Annotated in this window: 21 protein-coding genes and 1 tRNA gene; 7 read left to right on the top strand and 15 right to left on the bottom strand. The window is 34.2% G+C overall.

Annotated elements, in window-relative coordinates; all coding sequences use genetic code 11:
* Window positions 1-246: 246 nt before the first annotated feature.
* The 11 genes from WCP78_RS02910 to WCP78_RS02860 all read right to left on the bottom strand — a co-directional run bounded on the left by WCP78_RS02910 (window position 247) and on the right by WCP78_RS02860 (window position 12,586).
* Window positions 247-1,083, bottom strand: a complete 837-nt coding sequence (locus WCP78_RS02910) for an outer membrane protein (protein WP_336278995.1) — start codon at window positions 1,081-1,083, stop codon at window positions 247-249.
* 1,246 nt (window positions 1,084-2,329) lie between these two features.
* Complete coding sequence (locus WCP78_RS02905; protein WP_336278994.1) at window positions 2,330-3,712, bottom strand: sensor histidine kinase; 1,383 nt, start codon at window positions 3,710-3,712, stop codon at window positions 2,330-2,332.
* Window positions 3,696-4,394, bottom strand: a complete 699-nt coding sequence (locus tag WCP78_RS02900) for a winged helix-turn-helix domain-containing protein (protein ID WP_336278993.1) — start codon at window positions 4,392-4,394, stop codon at window positions 3,696-3,698. Before WCP78_RS02900 ends, WCP78_RS02905 begins: the two co-directional genes overlap by 17 nt.
* Window positions 4,395-4,473: 79 nt before the next feature.
* A complete protein-coding gene (locus WCP78_RS02895; RefSeq protein ID WP_336278991.1) occupies window positions 4,474-5,991 on the bottom strand; it encodes a Do family serine endopeptidase in 1,518 nt (505 codons plus the stop codon).
* A gap of 171 nt (window positions 5,992-6,162) precedes the next feature.
* Window positions 6,163-6,630 carry a cytochrome c-type biogenesis protein gene (locus WCP78_RS02890; RefSeq protein WP_336278990.1) on the bottom strand — a complete coding sequence of 156 codons (468 nt, stop codon included), beginning with the start codon at window positions 6,628-6,630 and terminating at the stop codon, window positions 6,163-6,165.
* 1 nt (window position 6,631) lies between these two features.
* Window positions 6,632-8,614, bottom strand: coding sequence for a heme lyase CcmF/NrfE family subunit (locus WCP78_RS02885; RefSeq protein ID WP_336278989.1), 1,983 nt, complete (start codon window positions 8,612-8,614; stop codon window positions 6,632-6,634).
* A complete protein-coding gene (ccmE, locus tag WCP78_RS02880) occupies window positions 8,604-9,080 on the bottom strand; it encodes a cytochrome c maturation protein CcmE (protein WP_336278988.1) in 477 nt (158 codons plus the stop codon). The genes WCP78_RS02885 and ccmE overlap by 11 nt, the downstream gene beginning before the upstream one ends.
* A gap of 178 nt (window positions 9,081-9,258) precedes the next feature.
* Window positions 9,259-9,966: a tetratricopeptide repeat protein gene (locus tag WCP78_RS02875; protein ID WP_336278987.1), complete on the bottom strand. Its 708-nt coding sequence runs from the start codon at window positions 9,964-9,966 to the stop codon at window positions 9,259-9,261.
* Between the two features lie 275 nt (window positions 9,967-10,241).
* On the bottom strand, window positions 10,242-11,663 hold the full coding sequence (locus WCP78_RS02870; RefSeq protein ID WP_336279126.1) for an ATP-binding protein: 1,422 nt from the start codon (window positions 11,661-11,663) through the stop codon (window positions 10,242-10,244).
* Window positions 11,663-12,328 carry a response regulator transcription factor gene (locus tag WCP78_RS02865; RefSeq protein ID WP_336278986.1) on the bottom strand — a complete coding sequence of 222 codons (666 nt, stop codon included), beginning with the start codon at window positions 12,326-12,328 and terminating at the stop codon, window positions 11,663-11,665. The genes WCP78_RS02870 and WCP78_RS02865 overlap by 1 nt, the downstream gene beginning before the upstream one ends.
* A 21-nt stretch (window positions 12,329-12,349) precedes the next feature.
* Window positions 12,350-12,586 (bottom strand): hypothetical protein, encoded by a 237-nt coding sequence (locus WCP78_RS02860; RefSeq protein WP_336278985.1) that lies wholly within the window; start codon window positions 12,584-12,586, stop codon window positions 12,350-12,352.
* 310 nt (window positions 12,587-12,896) lie between these two features.
* Between WCP78_RS02860 and WCP78_RS02855 the strand changes: the two genes are divergently transcribed.
* From WCP78_RS02855 to WCP78_RS02840, 4 genes are all read left to right on the top strand, one after another.
* On the top strand, window positions 12,897-15,047 hold the full coding sequence (locus WCP78_RS02855) for a transglycosylase domain-containing protein (RefSeq protein WP_336278984.1): 2,151 nt from the start codon (window positions 12,897-12,899) through the stop codon (window positions 15,045-15,047).
* A gap of 13 nt (window positions 15,048-15,060) precedes the next feature.
* Complete coding sequence (locus WCP78_RS02850; RefSeq protein ID WP_336278983.1) at window positions 15,061-15,657, top strand: DUF1214 domain-containing protein; 597 nt, start codon at window positions 15,061-15,063, stop codon at window positions 15,655-15,657.
* Window positions 15,650-16,189 (top strand): DUF1254 domain-containing protein, encoded by a 540-nt coding sequence (locus WCP78_RS02845; RefSeq protein WP_336278982.1) that lies wholly within the window; start codon window positions 15,650-15,652, stop codon window positions 16,187-16,189. Before WCP78_RS02850 ends, WCP78_RS02845 begins: the two co-directional genes overlap by 8 nt.
* Window positions 16,190-16,685: 496 nt before the next feature.
* Entirely contained in the window at window positions 16,686-17,471 is a 786-nt protein-coding gene (locus WCP78_RS02840; RefSeq protein WP_336278981.1) for a DUF1499 domain-containing protein, read from the top strand.
* Between the two features lie 163 nt (window positions 17,472-17,634).
* Here the strand turns inward: WCP78_RS02840 and WCP78_RS02835 are convergent.
* Window positions 17,635-17,709: transfer RNA gene (locus WCP78_RS02835), tRNA-Gln, on the bottom strand.
* An 822-nt stretch (window positions 17,710-18,531) separates the two neighbouring features.
* Between WCP78_RS02835 and WCP78_RS02830 the strand changes: the two genes are divergently transcribed.
* Window positions 18,532-19,134 (top strand): superoxide dismutase, encoded by a 603-nt coding sequence (locus WCP78_RS02830; protein ID WP_336278980.1) that lies wholly within the window; start codon window positions 18,532-18,534, stop codon window positions 19,132-19,134.
* Between the two features lie 79 nt (window positions 19,135-19,213).
* Here the strand turns inward: WCP78_RS02830 and WCP78_RS02825 are convergent, their stop codons facing one another.
* Complete coding sequence (locus WCP78_RS02825) at window positions 19,214-21,307, bottom strand: S9 family peptidase (protein WP_336278979.1); 2,094 nt, start codon at window positions 21,305-21,307, stop codon at window positions 19,214-19,216.
* Between the two features lie 876 nt (window positions 21,308-22,183).
* On the opposite strand from WCP78_RS02825, the gene WCP78_RS02820 reads away from it, so the two are divergent.
* Window positions 22,184-22,621, top strand: coding sequence for a Ros/MucR family transcriptional regulator (locus tag WCP78_RS02820; RefSeq protein ID WP_336278978.1), 438 nt, complete (start codon window positions 22,184-22,186; stop codon window positions 22,619-22,621).
* A 90-nt stretch (window positions 22,622-22,711) separates the two neighbouring features.
* On the opposite strand, the gene WCP78_RS02815 is transcribed toward WCP78_RS02820, so the two are convergent.
* On the bottom strand, window positions 22,712-23,122 hold the full coding sequence (locus WCP78_RS02815) for a SufE family protein (RefSeq protein ID WP_336278977.1): 411 nt from the start codon (window positions 23,120-23,122) through the stop codon (window positions 22,712-22,714).
* Window positions 23,123-23,227: 105 nt separating this feature from the next.
* Window positions 23,228-23,584 carry a DUF5330 domain-containing protein gene (locus WCP78_RS02810; RefSeq protein ID WP_336278976.1) on the bottom strand — a complete coding sequence of 119 codons (357 nt, stop codon included), beginning with the start codon at window positions 23,582-23,584 and terminating at the stop codon, window positions 23,228-23,230.
* A 767-nt stretch (window positions 23,585-24,351) separates the two neighbouring features.
* Between WCP78_RS02810 and WCP78_RS02805 the strand changes: the two genes are divergently transcribed.
* Window positions 24,352-25,170, top strand: a complete 819-nt coding sequence (locus WCP78_RS02805; RefSeq protein ID WP_336278975.1) for a peptidoglycan-binding domain-containing protein — start codon at window positions 24,352-24,354, stop codon at window positions 25,168-25,170.
* Window positions 25,171-25,213: the final 43 nt, after the last annotated feature.

The following is a 25,213-nucleotide window of genomic DNA, read 5'->3' as shown; positions in this document are numbered from 1 at the left end:
TCTATTACATAACGCTAAAATAATAACTTAAAATTATCTCAGATTCACTCTATCTTAAGCCATATAATCAAATTTTATCTGAATGAATAAGCCACCATCTACAGTACTGATATAAATAAAAGGATACCTTGTGGAAGTAGATAATAAATTTATAAACGTATTGGTTTACTCTCTTTTCCACCTTCAAAAATAAAAGCCCCATTGAAATGGGACTCTTTAAAATCTTATCCTGTTGTAAACAAACTACTAAAATTTATAAGCTACACCAATACGAAAATCATTCGTTTTGTAGCCAATTTTCATTTTTTCATGCGAAAATTTTTTCTTACCAAAATCTGAATAGCGATATTCCGCACGTAAAATAACGCTATCAGTCATTGCAAAATCAACACCACCCCCAACGGTATAACCAACCATTGTCTTTTTCTCATCATACAATGTATCAGAAAAATCAGCTGCTCTGTTTACTGCATCGGATTCTACTCCATAGATACTTTGAAGATGCGTATAGGCAACACCTCCCGCAATATAAGGCATCATACGATCAGAAACAAAACCAACGCGCACCCGTGTGGCACCAAACCATTTTTGTTTTAAAGTATGATGTATCATCCCCAACGGTAATGGTACCGGATCACCATTCTGAGGTTTTACTTCTAACTCCGCATTATCATCAGCTCGCACCAATTTTTTTTGATTTTTTTGATTCACTTCCACAAGATTGATATTCTTTGTATCTTTTTTATCAGACCACATTATATCTGTATCGACACCGATAATAAAATTATTATCAATATCAATATTAGAGCCTACATAAATACCACCTATAATACCAGAAGGTTTTGGTACAATCTCCTTTTTAGCTGAATCCCATTTCTCTGTATTTTCATTTTTTAGGTAACTTAAAGTGGTCTTACTTGAAAAACCACCCAATTGCCCCCCAAGATACCATCCTGTCCAAGAAAAAGATGGAGTTACAACGACAGGCACTAAGTGTTCAGGAACTGTAATATCCGCTGCTTGTGCTACAGAAACTAAAATTAAAGATACAATAGATGTTGTACTTAAGTATTTTGTAATCATAATTGCTCCCCAATAGCTAATGACACATATTGAAGAATATTTTCATATTTTTTTCAAAAAATCTATAGTAAAAATGGTACAGTTATAAAAAAATAAAACCTAATTTAAAATATCAATTAAACGTTAAGATATCATATTGTATAAATCAGTCACATTTTTTGTATATTATAAAAAAGTTATCGTGTTATAAGATTTTATAAACATTATATTTATCATTAATACTTAAAAATATATAAATATTTTAATATAACTTAGGTAATAAAATTATATTTTTTACTTAAGTGAGAAATATTTTAGATAAATTTGCTAAATATTCTTCTGTCATTAATTATTAAAAATATTATATATCAGAATGATATTTAAATCATTTCATATAAATTTATCATAAAAAGATAAATACTTGTTCTATTATGAAAAAAACTCTGTATCAGCTTTCTAATATATATGAATCTGCCTGATCTGATATGACCTCTATATAAACATATGATATGTGTTATTATGGCTCATTTCAAATTTTAAAAAATCTCATTTTTATATTTTTAAGCTTGAGAATTTAGTATGATAGTACTGCCTTAATTAACTATAAAAACTTATTGAAAACAGCTTTAATCATCTCTTTCTGTAAGATAGATGACTAGATAAAAGTTAAAAAAATAAATAATATTTTATTAATAAGTATCAAAAATACATTTACTGTTTCAGTACCTTCGTAAAATTGAAGATAGCGACTCTCCTGTTTCTTTAATTCAATTTTTAAACAAAGAAAACCATGTTCTTCCAACACTACTTATTAGAATAGAAATTGTTTATCATGCAGATTATTTCATAAGGTCAACTAGAAATAAATATTCATGAGTGGATTCACTCATATCAATAAGACATACCGTCTATAATTTAATCTCACATCTATATCAGCATTTAAGAAAAGACTAAGATAATACAATTTAGAAATCAAAGTTTCATCAAAAAACAATGAGATTATAACTGCACTTATAAAATTAATCTGCTTTTTTCTTTATGAAAAGCCAATAAGTTACTATTCACTATTCCTGTATTTTTTTACTTATTCCTCAATTTCCTCTAGTCAATGAAAGCTAACTTCAGCAAAAGAATATATAGAAAACTCTGTTTTACAAAATAGGCTTTACACCTAAATTTCTTTAAAGAAACATTATACCTTCCATTTATTATATTAGCTCGCTCCTAAATAGTCGTTACGTTTACAAATAAAAGGAAGCAAATATAATTAAGGAAATAATAAAACAGCTCTGAGCCCTGGATTTGCACTTTCAAGCAACAGTTCACCTCCATGAAGTTTCATGACAGCTTTTGTTATACTTAAACCAATGCCAAAACCAGGCTGTGTACGACTTTCTTCAAGACGAACAAATCGTTCTGTTACTTTTTCAAACTTATCCTCCGCAATTCCCGGGCCGTTATCACTAACAACTACCAATAAATGTTCGCCACGACATTCCATCGATAAACAAACCTCTGCATCTCCTTTATCTTTAGATGCATATTTAATAGCATTATCAATAAGATTAAAAATTGATTGTGCAATGAGCTCACGATTCAACTTAAGCTCTTTATCAAATGTATTTCCTAATCGAAGCAGAACTCCTGATTCTTCAGCAAAAGGTTCATAAAGCTCAACAGCATCTTCAAGAATGAGCTTCATATTCATAACCTCAAGATGTTCAATTGCACTACTCGCTTCAATGCGCGAAATCATTAAAATAGCATTAAAAGTGCGGATAAGTTGGTCTGATTCAGTAATGACACCATCAAGAGCCTGTCTATATTCAAGCTCTGTCTTTTTCCCAGAAAGAGCTTCTTCAGCTCGATTTCTAAGACGCGTTAGTGGTGTTTTGAGATCATGAGCAATATTATCTGATACTTGGCGCAAACCAATATTTAATTCTTCAATGCGATCTAACATAACATTAAGATTAGCCGATAATCGATCAAACTCATCACCTACCCCAGAAACGGGTAGACGTCCACTAAAATCACCTTCCATCAAACGCTGAGAGGCAGCTGTTACACGATCAATCCTCTGCAATGCTCTTCTGCCAACAAAAAACCAAATTAATAAAGCTCCACCAACCATTGCTGCGAGAGCAATCATAACTGCTTTACGAATAGCTACTGCAAAACGTTCTGGCTCATCTAAATCACGCCCGACAAGAATCTTCATGGCATTTGGTAAATCAACAATAATTGCTAAAGCACGATGTTCACTTGTTTTGTCATGTTCTCCAAAACGCGAATACAGAAAAGAACTCGAAAGAAAACCATTATTATTCAAAAGACCAACTTCGATGCGTGCAACATTACCTGCTAAAATGCGTCCCATAGGATCAGTAACAAGATACAGAAAAGCTCCTGGCTGTCGCGAACGATAATCAATAGTACGCATCAATAAAGGCAACCCACCATAGTTATAAGCATTTTCAACCCGTCTTAACTCTTCACGCAAAGCTTGCTCAGTTTGTTTTGTTAACAATGAGGCAGAAAACGCCGTCATATAAATAGAAAGCCCTATTGCAACTAACCCAAACAATAAAATATAAAGTGCTGAAAGTCTTAGCGCAGTTGTGCGCATTATATTAATCAAACGATTCATGTCTATTATCTGGTGCTTTCAGCATATATCCAGCTCCACGCACAGTATGGAGAAGTGGCGCATCAAAATCTTTCTCAATTTTTGATCTTAACCTCGATATATGAACATCAATTACATTTGTCTGCGGATCAAAATGATAATCCCATACATTTTCTAACAGCATAGTTCGTGTCACAACTTGACCAGCATACCTCATCAAATATTCAAGCAAACGAAATTCGCGTGGCTGCAATGTAATATTCCTATTACCACGCTTTACTGTATGCGCTAATCGATCAAGCTCAAGATTTCCTACACGATAAACGGTTTCTGGTTTTTGATGATTTTTCCGTCGCTGCAATACTTCAACACGAGCAAGAAGTTCAGAAAAAGCATAAGGCTTCGTTAAATAATCATCACCTCCTGCACGCAAACCCGTCACACGATCATTAACCTGCCCCAAAGCAGAAAGGATAAGAGCTGGGGTTTTATTACCTTTAGCGCGCAACTCAGAGATAATAGAAAGACCATCACGATGCAAAAGCATCCTATCAACAACCATCACATCGTAATTTTCCGTTTCAGCTAAAGCATACCCCGTATCTCCATCATACGCAACGTCAGCTAAATGCCCTGCCTCTAAAAAAGCTTTTTCTAGGTAACGCCCCGTTTCACGATCATCTTCGATAACAAGTATCTTCATAAAGCGAGTCTCCGTTTTATATTAAACAGAAATATAGGATAGAAACTTACAAAGCTTCCATCCTATTACTCAATGAGTGCTATTTTTTAAAAATTGGAAGGACAACAAAACGATTTAGATCATTTGTTCGCATTTGCAAAAGTACACTAGGTCGTCCTAGCTTTTGTGCATGATTAATCATATCGGTAATATCAGATGCCTTTTTAACAGGTTTATTATTTACTGTCACAATCACATCACCAGGACGTATTCCTTTATCTGCAGCATCTGAATCTGGATCTACGTCAGTTATGACTAAGCCTATACCATCATCGGAAGGAGCAACAATTAAACCATAATCTTCCAATGTCTCATCTGCATCACCACGCTCACTTGAATCCTTAGAATTCTTTTTGATATCTTCATCTTCAGGCATTGAATCAAGCTTTACCTTGATCATATTCTCTTTTCCAGATCTAAAAACACCTAAAGTCACTGTTTCCCCTGGTTTAATATTTGCAATACGTTTTGCTAAACCACGAACATCATTAACGACTTCGCTATTTATTGAAAAAATCACATCACCGGCTTTAATCCCTGCTTTTTTTGCTGGGCCATCTAAAGGATCAGTAACTAAAACACCTTTAGCTTCTTTTAAACCAATTGAATCAGAAATTTCCTTTGTTACTGACTGAATCTGAACCCCAAGCCAACCGCGCTGAACTGAACCTGTTTCAATAAGTTGCTGCACGACCTGTTTAGCTGTTTCTGCTGGAATAGCAAAAGCAATACCCACATTGCCTCCAGAAGGAGAAAAAATTGCTGTATTAACTCCAACAACCTTTCCATTAAGATCGAAAGTTGGACCACCAGAATTTCCCTTATTAACAGCCGCATCAATCTGAATAAAGTCATCGTAAACACCAGCGCCAATATCACGTCCACGCGCCGAAACAATACCTGCTGTCACAGTTCCACCTAAATCAAATGGATTACCAATAGCAACAACCCAATCACCAACACGCAACTTGGAATCATCACCAAAATCAACATATGAAAATTTTCTTTTGTCATCTACTTTCAATACTGCAAGGTCAGTCCGCGGATCTTTCCCAATAAGTTTTGCACTTAGTTCTGTACCATCATCAAGAATAACAGAATAACTAGTACCGTTAGCAATTACGTGATTGTTAGTCACAACATAACCATCAGACGATATAAAAAATCCCGATCCAAAAGCGACAGGACGCAGCTTACCTGAGTGCTGTGAAGACCTGTTGCCCTGCTTACCATGCTCATAAAACTCTTTAAAAAACCTTTTTAACGGATGATTATCTGGTAATAATTCAAAACTTGGGCCGCTAAACAAATCACTCAAAAAACGCTTTTCTTTCTTTTTAGTACCCTTCACCTGCACTGAAACAACAGCTGGTTTTACTTGAGCCACAATATTTGCAAATCCCTGCTGTTGCACTAATGAAGTAAATATAGAATTTGCATGAGCCGCTGTCGTCCCCAACTCTAAACTTGAAACACCTCCGCTAAAGAACAATGCCGCCTCTAAAACCGCATAAAAACCTGCTGCAGCGAATGTTCTAGAAAAAGTTTTTTTTACCATTTTCTATGCGCTCCTATTCCGTTAGTAATCTTTTGATTGCGCTTAATATAAAATAATAGACCTTACCGTTTTCTGTCTAAATTGTTAAAGTTTTGTAAGGTTAGATAGACAACACTCATAACTATAAATATAGTTAAGTAATTGATTTAAATGTATTAAATTTTAATTTTTTTATAAATTTTTATTACCTGAATGATCTTTTTGCCCATCTTTATTAGCATTCCAGTGATCACTTTTAAAAGCTCTTATCATTCGTCCTCTCCAAAGTACAACGCTTATACTAAGGAGAAGAATAATCAAAGGTGAGAGCCATAAGAACCACGTTATTTTATTAAAAGGCGGTTTTAATAAAATAAATTCACCATATCGCTCAATAAGAAAATCAATAATCTGCTGGTTACTATCGCCCATTTTCAATCTTTCACGGATCAAAATCCGCAAATCACGTGCCAATGGAGCATTAGACTCATCAATTGATTGATTTTGACAAACGGGACAACGCAAATTTAATGAAATATCACGTGCACGCGCTTCAAGAACTGTATCTTTTAAAACTTCGTCTGGTTCTACTGCTAGTGCTAACGACAGAGAAAAGATAGTAATTAAAAAAGGCAAAGTCCTAAATAGTATCTTTTTCATTTTAATGCCTTTTTAGAGCAAGTTTAAAGCGGGAAGCTATTTGTTGATGCAACCCAACGCGAGACAAAGAACTTAAAAGGGATAGACATCCACCTATAGCCATCATTAATGCACCTAACCAAACACAAATTACGTAAGGCTTCCACCATATATGAACAGCAAGTCTTTGATCATCTAAACGTCCCGGCACAATATATAATTGAGATAAGCCATGACTTTGTATACCAACTTCCGTTGTTGACGTATTTTGACTTGGATAAAACCGCTTTGATGCAGTTACATTGCGTACAGTGTTTCTATTTTCATATACTGCAAAATTAAATTCTATTTCAAAATAATTTGAACCAGCGCCTTCATGCACTTTCTCAAAGCGAATGACTTTATCCGCTATTGTAATGACGTCTCCTACGCGCATAGTTAAAATACGCTCTTGCGCGAAAGTCGAAACACTAACAATACCAAATAACGTAACACCTAACCCCATATGCGCCATTGCTGTACCAAAAGCTGACCATGGCAACCTAACAAATCTCTTAATCCGTATAAAGAAAGCTGTCTTGTGATATCCGCTCTTTCCCCAGAGATCAGCCAAACTGCCTAAAACAACAAAAGCTGAAAGTCCAACTCCTAAAGCTGCAGAAATATCACGTAAAGATACTACATAAAATGTTATAAAACAGATGATAAAAACTAATGCAAAAACGAGCCACAACCGCTCAAAAACTGCGAGAAAATCACCGCGTTTCCATGCCATCATCGATCCAAATGGAACCAGCAACAACAATAACACCATTAAAGGCCCACAGGTAAGGTTAAAAAAGGCAGCACCGACAAAAATTTTTTCCCCAGTTAAAACCTCAATACAATAAGGATAGAGTGTACCAATTAATATTGTTGCTGCTATTACTGTCAACAATAAATTATTTAGAACAATAAAACCTTCACGCGAAATTGGCTGAAATAATCTGCACATTTTTAAAACAGGCGCTCGCCAAGCAAAAAGAATATAAGCCCCTCCTGTAAAGAAAAATAGAATAGCAAGAATTGCCCACCCACGCGCTGGGTCAAGAGCAAAACTATGAACAGACATTAAAAGACCTGAACGCACAAGAAAAGCGCCCATAAGAGAAAGAGAAAAAGTAAGAATAGCTAAAAATAAAGTCCAGTTTTTCAATGCCTCGCGCTTTTCGAGAATGAGAGTAGAATGCAAAAGAGCTGTTCCTGAAAGCCAAGGCATAAACGAAACGTTTTCAACTGGATCCCAAAACCAATAACCTCCCCACCCTAGCTCATAATAAGCCCAGTAAGATCCAACCATAATCCCCAATGTCAAAAAAAACCAAGAAAGGAGGATCCAAGGGCGAACCCAACGCGCCCACATCCTACCGACATGACCCATCACCAATGCAGCTATTGCAAAAGAAAAACAAATAGAAAAACCAACATAGCCCAAATAAAGAAGTGGTGGATGAATTGCTAAAGCGATATCTTGCAAAAGAGGATTAAGACCATTTCCCTGCAACGATGGTGGGGTAGCACGTAAAAACGGATTAGATAAAAAAAGAAGAAATAAAAGAAAAGCACTTGTGATCAAATTTTGGCAAATTAAAATTAATGACTTAAACTGTGTAGGCAAATGCTGGCTAAATAAAACCACCAATGTATTTAAAAAAGCTAAACTTAAAACCCATAAAAACATGGATCCTTCGTGATTACCCCAAACGCCAGTAATTTTATAAAGTATTGGTTTTTCCGAATGGCTATTCTCGACAACAGTTAAAACAGAAAAATCAGACTCCATATAAGCAAAAACAAGGATTAAAAAAGACAATAAAACTAATATGAAGGTAATATACGTCAGTGGTTCTCCTATCTTCATTAATGCATAATCTCTACGCAAAACACCCAAAGTAGATAAGATGACCTGTAGAAAACTAATTGCAAACGCTGCAGCTAAAAAAATATGACCTAATTCAACGAGCACAATCTAATTGCCCTCCTCTATTGCAGCGTTTTTTAGGCATATAAGTTTCATCATGTTTTGCCAAAACACGTGTACCAATAAAAATCTCTCGCTTATCAAAATATCCTTCCACTATAACACCCTGTCCTTCACGAAAAAGATCCGGCAAAATACCATTGAACACAACTTTTTGGTGTTTTGTATGATCAGTAATGAAAAAAGTCACTTTCATATTATCAATATGCTGAACTGTTCCCTTTTCAACAAAGCCTCCTAAGCGTAAAGGACGCCCCATTAAGATATCTTCTTTTGTGATTTCAGACGGAATTCGAAAAAAATTCACAGTATGGCGCATTGCATACATAATAAGACCTGTCGCAACGAACATAATGAAAAGGCATAACAAGACCATCAACAACCGCTTTCTTTTTCGCTGCGTTAAAATTAAATTCAATGAAGAACTGTTTTTAAAAGATTGACTGTTCATAGACTATCTACAAAAATCATTATAAATATCAATTCACTATTGATATGCTTCATCTTTTAGAGAAGAGCTTCGCATATCTTACATATAGACACAAATTCTTACCCAATATTTCCACCCTCCCCAATAATTTCCTATGGCTTAATAATCATAAACTAGTAACAATCCTTTTCTAAGCATTTTAATTAGGTGAATCACGTAACCGAATGATCATTGCTTCAACACGTGATCGGCCTGTAAAATCCTCAGGCATTGTATCAAGGAAATTTTGTAACAACTCTACCGCCTGTCTAGATTTTCCAGCTTGGCGAAATGCATCAGCTAATAATAACCGAGAGTAAAAATCATTTGGCTCCAAATCCGCCGCTTTTTGAAAAGCATTTTGAGCTTCTTGTGTAATTGTTCCTTCTTCATAACCAACCAATGCTAAACCATATCCCACAAGTCTTGGAGCCGACTCTCCATTCAAACGAAGCGCATCTAAATAAATATTTACTGCATCTTGAAAGCGACCTTCTTCAAGGTATCCTACCGCTAACTCATCAGCTAGCTTACCATCATGAGGTGTACGAAAAAAAAGAACTTGTAGACGAACAAGCTTCTCATGCCTATTCAGTATATCTGGATCTTTATCCATTAATTCTCTAAAAAAATAACTTTTAGCTTCTGGATTACCCGTCAAACTGTAAATGCCCAACGTCATAAGAATAACAAACAAAGCACTAAAAACTTTAAGAGCATATTTATTTTCAAAATGTATATAACTTCCACCAATATCAATGGCTGAATTGCATCTGTCTTTTTTTGGTTCACAATTAGAACTCAGCAAAAAAATAAGAACAATTGCTAAACATAAAAGAAAAATTGCAGCCAAAATTAAAAATAGCATATCACTTTAATACCAAAACAAAATAAAAAGTCAGATCCCACCATCCCAACCATTATTCGCAAAAACACGATGAAAATGATAAAAAGTATTTTTCATGTATAGTATTGTAAATGTTTATCATATTTTTAAAAGATGTATAAAGGCACAAAAACAAAACTTTGTTTTTATATTTTGATTACAAACATGAAATAATTTTTTCTGTACGTTTTATATACAGACATAACTCCTAGTTTATCAGTTTTAATATATATTGCGCTCTTAGAAAAGAAAAATATCTATTGCCTTGGTAAAACAACTTTTGCATATAGACCACCTAAGTCAGAACGCGATAAGAAAAGACTTCCACCATATTCATTGGCCATATCTAAAACAATTGCTAAGCCTAAACCTGCTCCTGGCTTACTTTCATCAAGCCGACGACCTCTTTTCAAAGCTTCATCAATTTGTTCTTCTGTTAAACCAGAGCCATCATCTTCTACGATAATACTAAAAAATTCTTCTTTACTATTATCTGATAAGCGGCAGGATATCACTACCTTGGTTCGAGACCACCGAGCAGCATTTTCAATCAAATTACCCACCACTTCCTCTAGATCTTCTCTTTCACCAGAAAAAATAATATCATCAATATCCATTACAAATTGAAACTGTTTTTCAGGATTAAGCTTTTTCATAACCCTCACTAAACGGTCAACCGCTTCGCGAACAGATGCATGATAAACGATACTATCGCATTGTGCTGCAATCCTAGCGCGTTGCAAATAATGATTTATTTGATCCTGCATCATTTTGGTCTGTTCTCTCAATAAAACGGCCTGTTCTCCGCACATCTTATCGGCCTCATTCATAATAACTGACAAAGGCGTTTTCAATGAATGAGCAAGATTACCAACCTGCGTTCGAAATCGTTCAATAATATTCTGGTTATTATTAATAAGAGCATTCATTTCCCGTACTAACGGCATGACCTCACTTACTAAATCCGTATTCACGTAATTAACTCTACCCTCGCGAATATCATTCAAAGCTTGTCGAATAAGCCTCAAGGGTTGAAAACTAAAAAAAATGACAGCAATGTTGATAAAAACACTACCTATACCAAAACACCAGAGAAAAATTTGCAAAATTTGTTTAAATTCCTGCACTTGTGCATGCACTTCATCTATATTCCCCACAAGATGAAAACGCGCAATATGGTTCTGATCGTCAAGAACAACATCACTCTCAATCACTTGTAAATTCTGATTATTTTTTCCCTTTATCCGATAAAATCGAAAGAACTTGTTATCAAAAGATATATCAGATATATTAGCATCGCTGGATGATAATATTGTTCCATCTCCTAAAGATGGGGATGTCAAGCTCCCCTGTAAATTAGGTGATATAGCAACCACTTCCCAGTACCAACCAGATGCGGGATCTGAATAACGAATATCATTAACTCCAAATCCTCCCCCTCTTAAATTTCCATCAAGGGACACAGTCACTGTTGCGATGAGACTATAAAGCTGAGCAGAAAGGATATGCTTTAAACTTTGTTCACTTGAGCGCCGATAAAATAATATACTAACTGTAGAAATTGATGAAAGAGAAATAACAACCCACAGTGTTGACAAAATCATAACGCGTAAACTGAGAGATCTACCGACAAGAAATAATATCTTCCTCAACCAGTTATCTTTCTTCAGAACCATTATTAATCACCCAGAGATCTTGCTCGATAGCCCATTCCCCGAATAGTCTCAATTAAATTGACCCCAAGCTTTTTACGCAATCGTCTTACAAAAACTTCAATAGTATTAGAATCTTTATCAAAATCCTGATCGTAAAGATGCTCAATAAGTTCCGTTCTTGATACCACCCTATTACAATGATGCATCAGATATGATAGAAGTCTGAATTCGTGTGATGTTAGCTTAATCAAATGATCATCGACAAAAACACGGAAAGTTTTGGTGTCTAACGAGACATTACCGCAATGTAATATATTTGTTCCGTGACCTGCGGTGCGACGGATTAGTGCTCGTAGCCGTGCTATTACTTCCTCTAAGTGAAATGGTTTAACAACATAATCATCAGCTCCTGCATCAATACCGAGAACCTTATCAGACCAGCGATCTCGTGCTGTTAACATTAAAACAGGCATGAGATACCCTTCTTTACGCCATTTTTCCACAACACAAATTCCATCTAAACGGGGCAAACCAATATCGAGAATCACAGCATCATAAGATTCTGTGATCCCTAGAAAATGCGCTTCTTCACCATCAAAAGCACTATCTGAAACATAGCCAGCATTTTTTACAGCTTCAACTAACTGATGATTGAGCTTCCTATCATCTTCAACAATCAAAATACGCATTACATTACCTGCTCAACACGATTAATAGACGGGGACAGAAATTTCAACACGACGCAACTTTTCACCATCATGAGCAGGCACAATAACTACAACCACACAGACATTTCTTCCATTCTGAATCACAGGTGTTGAACGCACTAACACTCCACGCCGTTGGGAAGCAATCTTGCTGCCAATTCTAGCACACTCAGAAGCTAGGACAGAATTTGCACCTAATAAAATGACTATAATTATAAACAATAAAGCTTTTTTCATCATAGATATCTTATAATCTATTTTAGATGAACATAAAATGAATAGCATTTTGTATGTCTATTCAAAAATCATACAAGAGAATAACATATCCTTATGTAACAGGATAATGAATATATAAATTTAACAATAAGATTTTTTAAAGTATTGCACAGTAATTAAAAAAAAATTTTAAAAATCATAAGATATGGGAAAGATTTGTAATTATAAAATAAGTTATTTCTTTGTTAAGACTATAGCAAAAAAATAATTTTACTCCATATAGTTACTTTAGATTTATTAGTGCACCATTTTATCATAGGCTTGTTCTCTTTATATGTTTGATTTTTTTAAAAAAAAGCAAGCACAATACAATAAGCTATTCCGCAGTCCTACGCTTATTGAATTAGATGCGCGATTAGATACAGCACTCTATCACATCCGATCTGCCAACAGTTGCTTCTGGAATAAAGCAAAAATTATCTCACAATATCTTCATATACGAGGATGGAAACGATTTATAGTCGAAGTTCTTGATGAAACACTGACCTTAGGATTGATTGGATTTATTCTTTTTACCATAGGTGGCATTTCTATTTTTAAATTAACTTCAAAAGATTGGTACTTTCCTAAAGATTTTTCCATTCTTTTTTTAGATCGATATGGCAACCCCATCGGTCATCGTGGTGCACGATCAGCTGCCCCTGTTCCTATTGAAGAAATGCCTGAATACCTTATTAAGGCGGTTCTCGCAACAGAAGACCGCCGTTTTTTCGATCATTGGGGTATAGATCCGTATGGCCTTACCCGAGCAATTTTACAAAATATGCAAGCCAAAAATGTTGTTCAAGGTGGCTCAACTATTACACAACAGTTGGCTAAAAATTTGTTCTTAACAAATGAAAGAACCATAACACGTAAAATTAAAGAAGCCTATCTTTCCCTTTGGCTAGAAGCAAATTTCAGCAAAAAACAGATTTTGCAACTTTATCTTGATCGCGCATACATGGGAGGAAATAATTTTGGTGTCGCAGCAGCTGCACAATTTTATTTTGGTAAAGATATACGTAATGTATCCCTTAGTGAATCCGCCATGTTAGCAGGACTCTTCAAGGCTCCAACAAAATATGCTCCTCATAATAATCTGCTTGCTGCCCAACAACGTGCCAATGTAGTGCTTTTTAACCTTGTTAATAGCAAATTCATGACAGATAGCCAAATTATCAATGCTTACCGTCACCCTGCCAGAGCTATTACAAAAATAGAAAATAACCAGTCTGGTTATTTTCTTGATTGGGCATTTGACGAAATCAAAAAAATGAGCAATCAATTTCCCACTCGTACTTTGATTGTTCAAACCACTCTTGATCCGAATATCCAAAAAGCAGCAGAAGAATCAATTACATATTATCTACAAAAATATGGTCAACAATATCGTGCAACACAAGCAGCTACCGTTATTATAGACAATAATGGAGCTGTACGTGCAATTGTCGGAGGACTAGATTATAGTAAAAGCCAATTTAACAGAGCAACACAAGGAGGACGGCAACCTGGTTCTTCATTCAAACCTTATGTTTATGCAGCTGCAGTAGAACGTGGTCTGTCTCCCTCAACAATAGTTCTAGATGCTCCTATACACTGGGGAAATTGGTCACCTAGAAATAATTCTGGTCGCTATCTCGGAAAAATCGATTTAGCAACTGCTTTGGCATTTTCTATCAATACAGTGGCTGTCTATATTACACATCAATATCTTAATCGGGATACCCAACCAATCATAAATCTGATCAAAAATATGGGTATTAATGCTCATATTTTATCCCATAAAACTATGGTTCTTGGAACATCTAATATGACACCAATGGATCAAGCAACTGGCTTCAATGTCTTTGCAAATGGTGGCATGGCTGGAAATCGCCATACTTTTATAAAAATAAGCACAACAGATGGGCATGTTTTGTGGGATTGGGAGCATAACGGCAATAAGCCACATCGGGTTATAAGCAAACAATCAGCAGCCTATATGAACCAAATGATGGTTGGCGTTACAACACGAGGATCAGGTAAACGTGCTGCTTTACCTATGACTCTTGTGGCTGGAAAAACTGGAACATCACAAGCTTATCGTGATGCATGGTTTGTTGGTTTTACTGGTAATTACACTGGCGCTGTATGGATGGGGAATGATGATTTTTCATCAATGAATCGTGCTTTTGGCGGCGGCGTTCCAGCCATGATATGGAACCGTATCATGCTCTCTGCACATAAAAATATAATGATTAAACAGCTTTATGGAGTCAAAGATTCCCTGCTTCCTTATAAACCAGAAACACTTCACTTTAATAATGATTCCGAACTTACACCCCAAATATCCTACACGCTTTCACCTGAAACATTGAAGATTGTTCGATTGATTCACAAAGATCTAAAAGAGCTATCTACAATTTCTTTTAAGACAGAAACTATTGGAGCTTCAACATTTTAAAGTCGAGATAATAATGCTTCTTAATATTCATGTACTCTTTTTAATCTTTGTATTTTCCATTTTATGTGGAACACTTAGCGTCAATTATATGCTCAATTCCTTCAGCAATTTTGAACGATTCACAATTGAGGGATGGAATGCTTATCCATACTTAGGAACCATTAAAGGTGATCCCTATACCCGAGCATACGCTGCTAAACGAGGCCATATTTCACTTGGACGTACAGAAGGTGTTATTTTTCAAATTTGGAAAGATAGCCACGGACATCCACTGTCCTCCCATTGTAATTATTTGCTTAAAGGTAATATTCCTAAAACCCGTCTTTTTACTCTTTATACAGCCAATAAATTCCTCAGACCCTATACTTCATCAAAAGCAATCCCTTTTGAACTTCACACCAACAATATTATCTATGAAAGTGATGGCTCATTCCGCATCAATATCTCACCACAACCGCAAATCGGCAATTGGCTTGCAACGGTTAGTCAAAAAAAATTCGGACTTATTCTAACGTTATATGATACCTCAATTATCTCTGCGACATCATTAAAAAGCCTCACGATGCCATCTATAGAAGCAATTCCATCAGGACAGAAAAACTGTGACTAAGTTTATTTATGCCATACTTCTTACAAGCATTGGCACTCTTATTGTTCATATTTGTGTTTTATTTTTAATTCCTTATTGGACACAAAATGACATATGGATACCGCTAAAAAAATCAGGAGTTCCTTATCAATTTTTTGATTTGAATCCCAATAACCCTATTCAACAATCGGCTGATCCGCTCTTTCTTCTTAAGGTTTGCAGATTTGATCTCAAAGATGGCCCTGTTCATTTAAAAACTTTCAAGACAACACAATTTTGGTCACTAGCAGCCTACACACGTAATGGGATTATTTTTTATAGCCTTAACGATCGAACAGCTCCTCATTCTAAACTCAATCTTATCATCGGAAAACCTGTACAAATAATAGAGCTTAAGAAATTAAAACCTAAAAATAATTCGGATTCAATTTTAGTAGCCAAAAATTTGAATGAAGGTTTTGCTATCTTACGTGTCTTTACCCCTTCTTTACTTGCAAAGAAAGAAAGTGAATCCTTCCTTGAATCTGCAACTTGTCACATATTCAATGGATAAAAATCATTCCAGCCTTTAATTGTCCACCTATTTCATTGCTCCATAAAATGAAACGGAAACTTTAACCTTAATCAACTGAACATCGGGGATTAAGACGTACCGTCATTTAAACTTTTAGAAAGATAGTTTTCATTGAGAAAAAAGCCATTTAAATGATTTTCTGTTAAAGCATAAACCTGCTGAAATACGTAATAACTGTACATATAAAATAGCTTCATAAATTCAATATCAAAGTTATTAATCTCAATAATTTATTTATCCTAGATTCAATACTATTCCTCACAAAATTTAATTCAGTTACATGATAAGTCTGATAAAGAAGATTAAGTTTCTCACATAAATTAGATAAAATAACCACTAGCAATTAATGTAATCAGAGTTCCTTGACCTAAAAAATAAGTGCTTTACTTTTGTTATATAACCAGAAACTTCCTGCAAGATATAAAATCTGAGGAGAACTTTTCTTATGATCTATAGTTGAGGAAAAAAGAGTTTAATGAGAAAGCAATATGTTTGGTTAATCTCAAGAGCAGCGATATGGTCACCCCGGTTTGGTGGTCTTGCGTTCTTGATTTTGTTATTTTCTGCACTTTTAAAGCATTTTTCTATAATTTACGTAGCTGATTTTATGATTTTAATAGCAATCTCTACTTTCTTTGTTGGTGTTTCTATTTTTCTTGCTGTAAAAGCACTTTACAATTTATGGATGTATGGTGCTCAAGGAGGAATGCAAGCTTTAAAAGGTATCATTTATTCATCAATAACTGCCACGCCATTGGTATTATTTTGGGGACTTTGGCTTACTTTACCAGCTATTCATGATGTTTCTACAGATACTCAGAGACCTCCAGCTTTTTTCCGTAATATACGTCCCAGCAGTGCTGTACCAATTAAAAGTGTTTTACTTGAACAAACAGCATTACAGCTGTCAAAATGGCCTGAAATGTCAGGACGTCGTTATGATGGCTCATCTGATTATATTCGCCAATCGGTTCTTAATGTTTTAAAAGCTTATGATTGGCCTGTTTTAGCTCAGCAGGAGTTCAAAAATAAAGAAAATGAGCTTTACATTGCAGCAATAGCAAAAACTTTTTATCTTGGCTTTATTTCAGATATTGTAATTCGTTTAATCGATGAAGGGAACACAACATTTGTTGATATGCGCTCTACTTCACGTTATATGTCAAGAGATCTAGGTGTAAATGCTGCCTTCATTATTAATTTCATGAACGCACTTGATACGGAAATGGCTTCTCTTCCCCTTTCTCAAGATAATGAGTAAAAAACGGAAACTATATGGCATACTAACTTATTACGATATCTTACTTTAAAATTCGATAACACCCAAAATAACAAAATAATAAGATTAGTTCTCATCCATTAAGTACACTGAATTGATTCCTATCAATCACAAAACAACCTACTAATGCTTGATCCATGAAGCTTGGCTGGGGTACCTGGATTCGAACCAGGGAATGCCGGTACCAAAAACCGGTGCCTTACCGCTTGGCTATACCCCAAAAAAGAACGTGCTTATTCTAACGTTTTGCACCTTATAGCGATTCCCGTAATCGTACGCAATATCTGAAAATAACAGCTTTTACTTTTTATTGTAAAGCTTTGAAAGCTTGTTAGTGTCACATCGATATACAATTTGCAACAGGTAACAGATATTTCTCACATAATAAACTAAAAAAGTGCTGATTATCCAACAGTTATTGTAATTTTTTTTGTTATTATATTTGTTTATTTCATTAACAATATGAAATATAAGCTTTACACTTTACCCATGGGCTTAACATATCATCGGTATAAGCTATCACAATATATTTTCCTTTCAAACCCTGTAGTCGTTCAAATGAAGCGAAGAAACGACTGAAAAAAGCCTTTTATGCGTTGATGTTTTGCACCTTCTTTGATTTAGCGTTTGTTTTTAAGCTACTCAACATACAGTGATACATGACTCTAAATTTATAAATTAGGCAGATAGTGCATAATCAACATAATCATATTATCATGGGGAACAAGATTTTTGCCTATAGGACAAACTGTCAATTACAATTTCCCTGATGAAATATTGCTAAAGCCTGTGTAAAAAATCAAAAATCTTTGCGAAAAATAGTCTCCTATACCTTTATTTCTAACTACAGGTGAATAAGAGCAATAACGCACTTAGAGAAGAATTTATGTAAAGTAAATGCATCCAGAAAAAGCTATTTGAAAAATAGAATCATTAAAATTAATTAACGAAAATCAGTATTCAACATTTGCTTTTAAATGTCGTAAGTGGCAGATTAAGTTTATAGAGTAAGCTTAATAATCAGAATCGAGGAGATTTTTAAATGGCTTTTCAATTGGCTGAACTGCCTTATGATTACGACGCACTTGCGCCTTATATGTCTCGCGAAACGCTTGAATATCATCATGATAAGCATCATCTTGCTTATCTTCTTAAGACCAACGATTTGGTAAAAGAATTAGGTTTAGAAAATGAAAGTATTGAAAATATTATAAAACAAAGCTTTGGCAAAAATATTGGTTTGTTTAACAATTCAGCTCAATATTATAATCATCATCATTTTTGGTATTGGATGAAAAAAAATGGTGGTGGTCAAAAACTGCCAGAAAAATTAGCAAAAGCTATTAAATCTGATTTAGGTGGCTATGATAAGTTCCGTGCAGACTTTATTAATGCTGCTAGTACCCAATTTGGCTCTGGGTGGGCATGGGTTGCGGTTAAAGATGGCAAGCTTGAAATTATGAAAACATCTAATGGTGAAAATCCTTTAGTTTATGATGCTCAGCCTATTCTGGGTGTAGATGTGTGGGAACATTCCTATTATATTGATTATCGCAATGCACGTCCCAAATACCTCGAAGCTTTCATGGATAATTTAATTAATTGGGATTATGTTTTAAAACTTTATGAAGAGTGCGGATTTTAAGCTCTCTGCATAGTTTTGTACTGCATTAATAGCTCCATAATTAATAGATTATGGAGCATATATAAAGAGATTGTTCGAGTTAACAGAAATTTTTTCCTACTGTTTTTAGAATATATGCGTAAATATATGCGACTTCTTCTAACTTTGAAAAACGTCCAGATGCGCCTGCATGACCTGAATCCATATTAATACGTAATAAGATCGCATTATCATCTGTTTTTAAATCGCGCAACTTTGCTACCCATTTTGCAGGTTCCCAGTAAGTTACACGAGGATCAGTTAATCCAGCTATGACAAGAATAGAGGGATATCTTTGAGCTTTAACGTTATCGTAAGGTGAATAAGATGCGATAAGATCGTAGTCTTCTCGTGATTCAAGAGGATTCCCCCACTCAGGCCATTCTGGGGGTGTTAATGGCAATGAAGAATCCAACATAGTTGTTAAGACATCAACAAAAGGCACATTAGCAACAATTCCAACAAAATCCTGTGGAGCTATATTAGCAACAGCTCCTGTCAACATCCCTCCTGCCGAGCCACCATAAGCAATAAGCCGATCATGAGAAGTGAATTTATTATTTACAAGATAGCGGCCACAGGAGATAAAATCTGTAAAAGTATTATATTTAAATAGATGTTTTCCTTTTTCATACCACTCAACTCCTTTTTCTTTTCCTCCACGAATATGGGCAATTGCATAAATAAAACCTCTATTAACCAAAGAAAGGATGTTGCTATTGAAATTAGCAGGTACGGAGATTCCATAGGCTCCATAACCATATAGCAAGCACGGTGCACTGCCATCAAGAGGAGTAGTTTTATGATAAAATAGCGAAATAAAGATTTTTTCACCATCATCTGCAGTTGCTGTAATACGTCGTGTTATATACTCATCCTTATTATGCCCAGAAGGAATTTTTTGCGTTTTTAAAAGCATTCGTTTGCGGCTTTTCATATCATAGTCAAAAACTTGATCAGGTGTTGTCATAGATGAATAGGAAAAGCGAATAGTTTGGCTATTATATTCTGCAGCACCTTGTAAACCTAAGGAGTATGCCTCTTCTGTAAAAGCAATAGAATGAATTTGCTTTGTAGTACGCTCCATCACTTGGATACGAGGTAACCCCTCAAAGCGTTCAAGCCAAATAAGAAAGTCTTTATAAGCATCATGAGATATGATCAAGCGTCCAAGCTGATGTGGCACAAGCTCAGACCAATTTTCTGATTGTGGAGATGAGCAAGGCACTACCATAATTTTAAAGTCTTTGGCATTATCTAAATTGGTGAGAATATAAAAGACATCCCCACCCTCTATAAGTGAATATTCAATACCTTTTTGTCTTTTCCGTACACATTGAGGAGTACTAAGAGGCGATTCAGCAGGAATAAGCCAAACTTCTGAGGTTTCATGATCATGAATACTAATGTAAATAACATCATTAAGCTTAGAACCGCTTACATGTAAAAAAAATCCTGGATTATCTTCACGAAAGATCAACTTATCCTGAGATTGATCAGTACTTAATCGGTGATAATACAGCTCAGATGGTCGGTGATTTTTATCCATCTTGATATAAAAAAAACCTTCAGATTTAGCATCCCACGCAATCTGTCCGGATGTATCGGTAATTATATCTGTGCAATCAGACAATGTTTCTAAGTTGCGAACTTTAGCTATGTAAAACTCTGACCCTTTATCATCATAGGTCCACACAGCATGGGTATGATCAGGAGATGCTTGAACCATCCCAAAGTTAAAATATTCTTTACCTTCAGCCAAATCATCACCATTAAGATAAAACTTTTTTTCTCCTCCATTTCTTGGCATACGAAAATAATGTGGCTGTTGCCCTCCAGTAACATAAGAGAATCCATAGGCAAAAGATCCATGTTTTATAGGAACTGAATCATCATTTTCTTGAATACGGCTTTTCATTTCAGCAAAAAGCAAATCTTGTAATGGTTTTGTATCAGCCATCTGAGCAGCTTGATACGCGTTTTCCTTATCAAGATAATGCCTAATATTTTCATCAAGATAACTTGGATTTTTAAAAACATCTTGCCAATTAGATGCACGAAGCCAATGATAAGGATCTTCACGACAAATTCCGTGATACATTTCCTTATGAATGATTTTGCATGCTTTAGGGGGAAGTACAGAAAGACGGATCATACATAGTCCTATGTAAAAAATGTTTATGGTTTCGTTTATATTTTAGAATCATGCCATCATTACACAATAGTGTAAATTTATAAGTTTCACTTACTTATAGAAATATGGTTTCTATAATTCCTAAACCACACTATGCTCTTCTATTTATCTAATATCACCAAATAGCTACGCAACATGATGCAAATTTCATAAATAGTTTTTTAAGTCAATCTTTTTGCAATAGCATGGAACTTTTCAAACACTAGAATCGATTATTGAGTATACATAACAAAATGTATTTAAGATAGCTTTGCTAAAAGCTGAAAAGGAAAAGGTCTTTCAATTCTATTCTGATATGTGGTTATATATTATCCACTGTTAATTTTTTTATGATATTTTGTGTCTATTATACACATTTTGATCTTTTATGTTGTTGACTGTATTTTTTGCTAAGTTTTAAAACTCGTTTAAGATATTTTTATGCTCATAAAAGATTATCTCATAATATAAAAATTAAAAATTTGTAAAATAAATAATTAAATTGTAACATTATTAACATATAAAACCTAAGACTTATTTTATATGTTACAGTTTTTAATTTAATAAATTCATTTCTAAATTTTATATAATATAACTCAGTTTACGATATATTCTATTTTTATATGTTATATACTGTAATAAAAAACTATACTTGAATAAAAATAGTTCAGTTTTTCTTATTATATATTATGACAAAAAAGAGGAATTTATTTGATTTTTTTGTGTTTAAGCAATTTTATAGAATAATTGAATTGACAAAAAAGATTTTTGTACAATATGAAACCTACGTGCATGGGATCTCTGTATCATGAGTATGAATGCGAATGATGTATCGACTTTAAATTAAAGGAAATAAGAATGGAACATCGTCCAGTCTTAGAGACTGAAAGCAATTTAATTATTACATTAGTTGCTGATATTGTTGCTGCTTATGTGAGTAATAATTCGATCCGACCGACTGAAGTGCCAAGTTTAATTGCTGATGTTCATGCTGCTTTTCTCAAAGTAGGTAATATGGAGTTGGCAGAAGTTGAAGCTGAAAAGCAAAGACCTGCTGTTAATCCAAAACGCTCAATCTTTCCCGATTACCTTATCTGTCTTGAAGATGGAAAAAAGTTTAAATCTTTAAAGCGGCACCTTATGACACATTATGGAATGTTGCCTGAAGAATATCGTGAAAAGTGGCAATTGGATAGTTCTTATCCTATGGTTGCACCTAATTATGCAAAAGCACGTTCAGCTTTAGCAAAAGAAATGGGGCTTGGACGCAAAAGCCAACAGAAAAAAAACAAATAATATTTTTTAAGAGTTGCATAATTTAGTATGTCAAGGTGTTTTTAATAGGTGTGTTTCTTGTTTTGTATAATTTTTATGAGAATCTGGTATTCAAAAGTGACTCTCGTTACGAATTTGTTCAATCATCGATTTAAGACCATTCGACCGTTGTGGTGTGAGGTTTTCACTTAAACCAAGAGTTTCAAGAAGTCCTTCAGCATCGGCGTCACGGATTTCAGAAGCTTTTTTACCTGAATAAAAGGCGAGAAGGATATAAATAAGCCCGCGCACAATATGGGCATCCGAGTCACCTTGAAATGTTAATGTTGGGTTTTCTGAGTTATCACGTGAAGATAAAAGCCAGACTTGACTAACACAACCAGGTACTTTATGGGCATCATTTCGAGCGCTTTCCGGGAAAGGCGATAATTCACGGCCAAGTTCAATCACATAACGATAACGATCTTCCCAGTTATCTAAAATAGAAAAGTTTTCTATAATATCATCAATCGTTTCTGCCATAATTTCAGCCTCATTTAATTTTATGATTATTAATTTTTAAGGTTTACTCTTAACATAAAGCTAGTAAAAAATGTTCAAAACTTTTTCTTTTAAGATAATATGTTTTTATTGAAGTTTTAGTTTTTGTGCGTTGGCTTTAAAGGAGCTATTTTCAGGGGAGTTTTTATTTTTATCATTCGAGACGCGTCTAAAATATTCGTAAACCGCTTTTGCACCATAACGTGCACGTTCACTCAATGAATTAAAAAATGATTTTCCAATTTTGCAGGTTTCTGTATTACGTTCACAGAATGTTCCAAAGTCACTTATAGTTTCCTTAAAAGCAATAATTACGTCACTTATTGTTGTATTTTTTTCTATTGGTGTAGAAAAATGATGTCCATTTGGCTTTTCTGAAAAGAATGAAATGGCTAAAAAAATAAAAAACAAAAAAAATGATAATTTAATTAAAAGACGTATCATGAGCAGCTAACATACCGCAGTCGTAAATAAAACTAAATTAATAATCTATGTTCTTTCTATTTATAAAAGATTTATAAAGTTAATATTTTATAAAATAAAACATACATTTACTAGAGCTGTGTCATTAGTTATATGTTGCAAAAATACACGACAAAGTTGCGCACAAGCGGAATATATTATTTTTGAACATCAAAAAGATCATAAAATATGTCACTTCTCTGAAAGCTTATGAAGAACCATAAAAGATCAGATAAAATCTCATTTTTCTTTAAAACAATTAATAAATTAATAAAATATAGTGGAAAAAAATCCATTTATGTAAAACTGTATTCATTACACAGATAGTCATTTAAATAAATTAATAATTTTTAAAACATAACGGGTTTATATCAAGATATGATGCAACTCCGCGCTGACCATACTGTTTGTATGAGCACCTAAATTCATTTGTATAGAGCATATGCTGTTATTAACTTTGCCAATGATAAAGTATCTTAATTAAAATTTCAAACGTTTAGGTATATGAAAAAGGGTATGATAAGACAGTGTATGTACCATTATTTAAGTAATTATGTGCAATAATATAATTGGAAGTGGAAAAATGGTACTGTGCCATTCGGTGCTTTACATTTTGTGCACATTGAAAATGTATGCAGAATATGAGATTAAGCAAAATGAATGAAAAGCTATTATTTCTTTATAACTTTATGCACTGACAAAATAATCTTATTTATTTCAACATTCGAAATTGGAAATAAAAATAAATAATGAAAAAAAAACCAAAGACACGAAAATCAAAATCTGCAAAACGAAGTAAACATTATAGTATTGTTATAATATTTTTTCTCATAATTTTTCGCTTTATTTTTTGGTTAGTAAGACATCTCTATTTTTATACGCGAAAAAATACTTCTCTAGTTATTGGATTAATTATTTTCACTCTTAGTTTTATATTTGTGTCATTTAATGCTTTGTTTTTACAAACAGAAATGCGTCAAGATGTATTCCCTCCCATAAAGTTTACATCTATTTCAAGCATAGAGCAAGATCTCACTTTGTTTCCTCCAAGAACAAAACTTCAAGGGAATGCTCACATTACTCCTATATCTACTCAAAATGATTTGCTCAAAAACTCATCTTCAAGTTCTCTGTCAGAAAGCACGCTGAAGATGCAAAAAAAATTGGCAAAATTAAAATTTTACGATGGTTCTTTAGATGGAGTGGACGAACCTAAAACACGCCGTGCTATCTGGAAAAAACAAACTACCAATGAAAAACAAAACACTACTTTATCAAAACCCGAAACAGATGAAATTGCAATATTAATTAAACGCAGTGAAAGAGAAATGGCTAAAGATTTAGCTCATTCAAAAACAGCTGTTTTAAAGCCTCGTGTTGCAGACATTGTACGAGTACAAAAAGCTTTACGCCTTTTTGGAAATCAGGAAGTAATTGTCACAGGAGTAGAAGATCCAAAGACAATAGATGCTTTAAAACAGTTTCAAAAAATGTTTCATCTTCCTATCACTGGTAAAATTGATCAGCAAATTTTACTAAAAATGCGTGAAGTCGGTCTGTTGAATTGAAAATAAATTTCTTTTTATAATACATTAAATTTATGAATAGCAT

Source organism: Bartonella occidentalis (assembly GCF_037070875.1).
GTDB lineage: Bacteria > Pseudomonadota > Alphaproteobacteria > Rhizobiales > Rhizobiaceae > Bartonella.
Note: the sequence above shows the minus strand (reverse complement) of the source record. Positions and strands in the feature narration are given on the sequence as shown.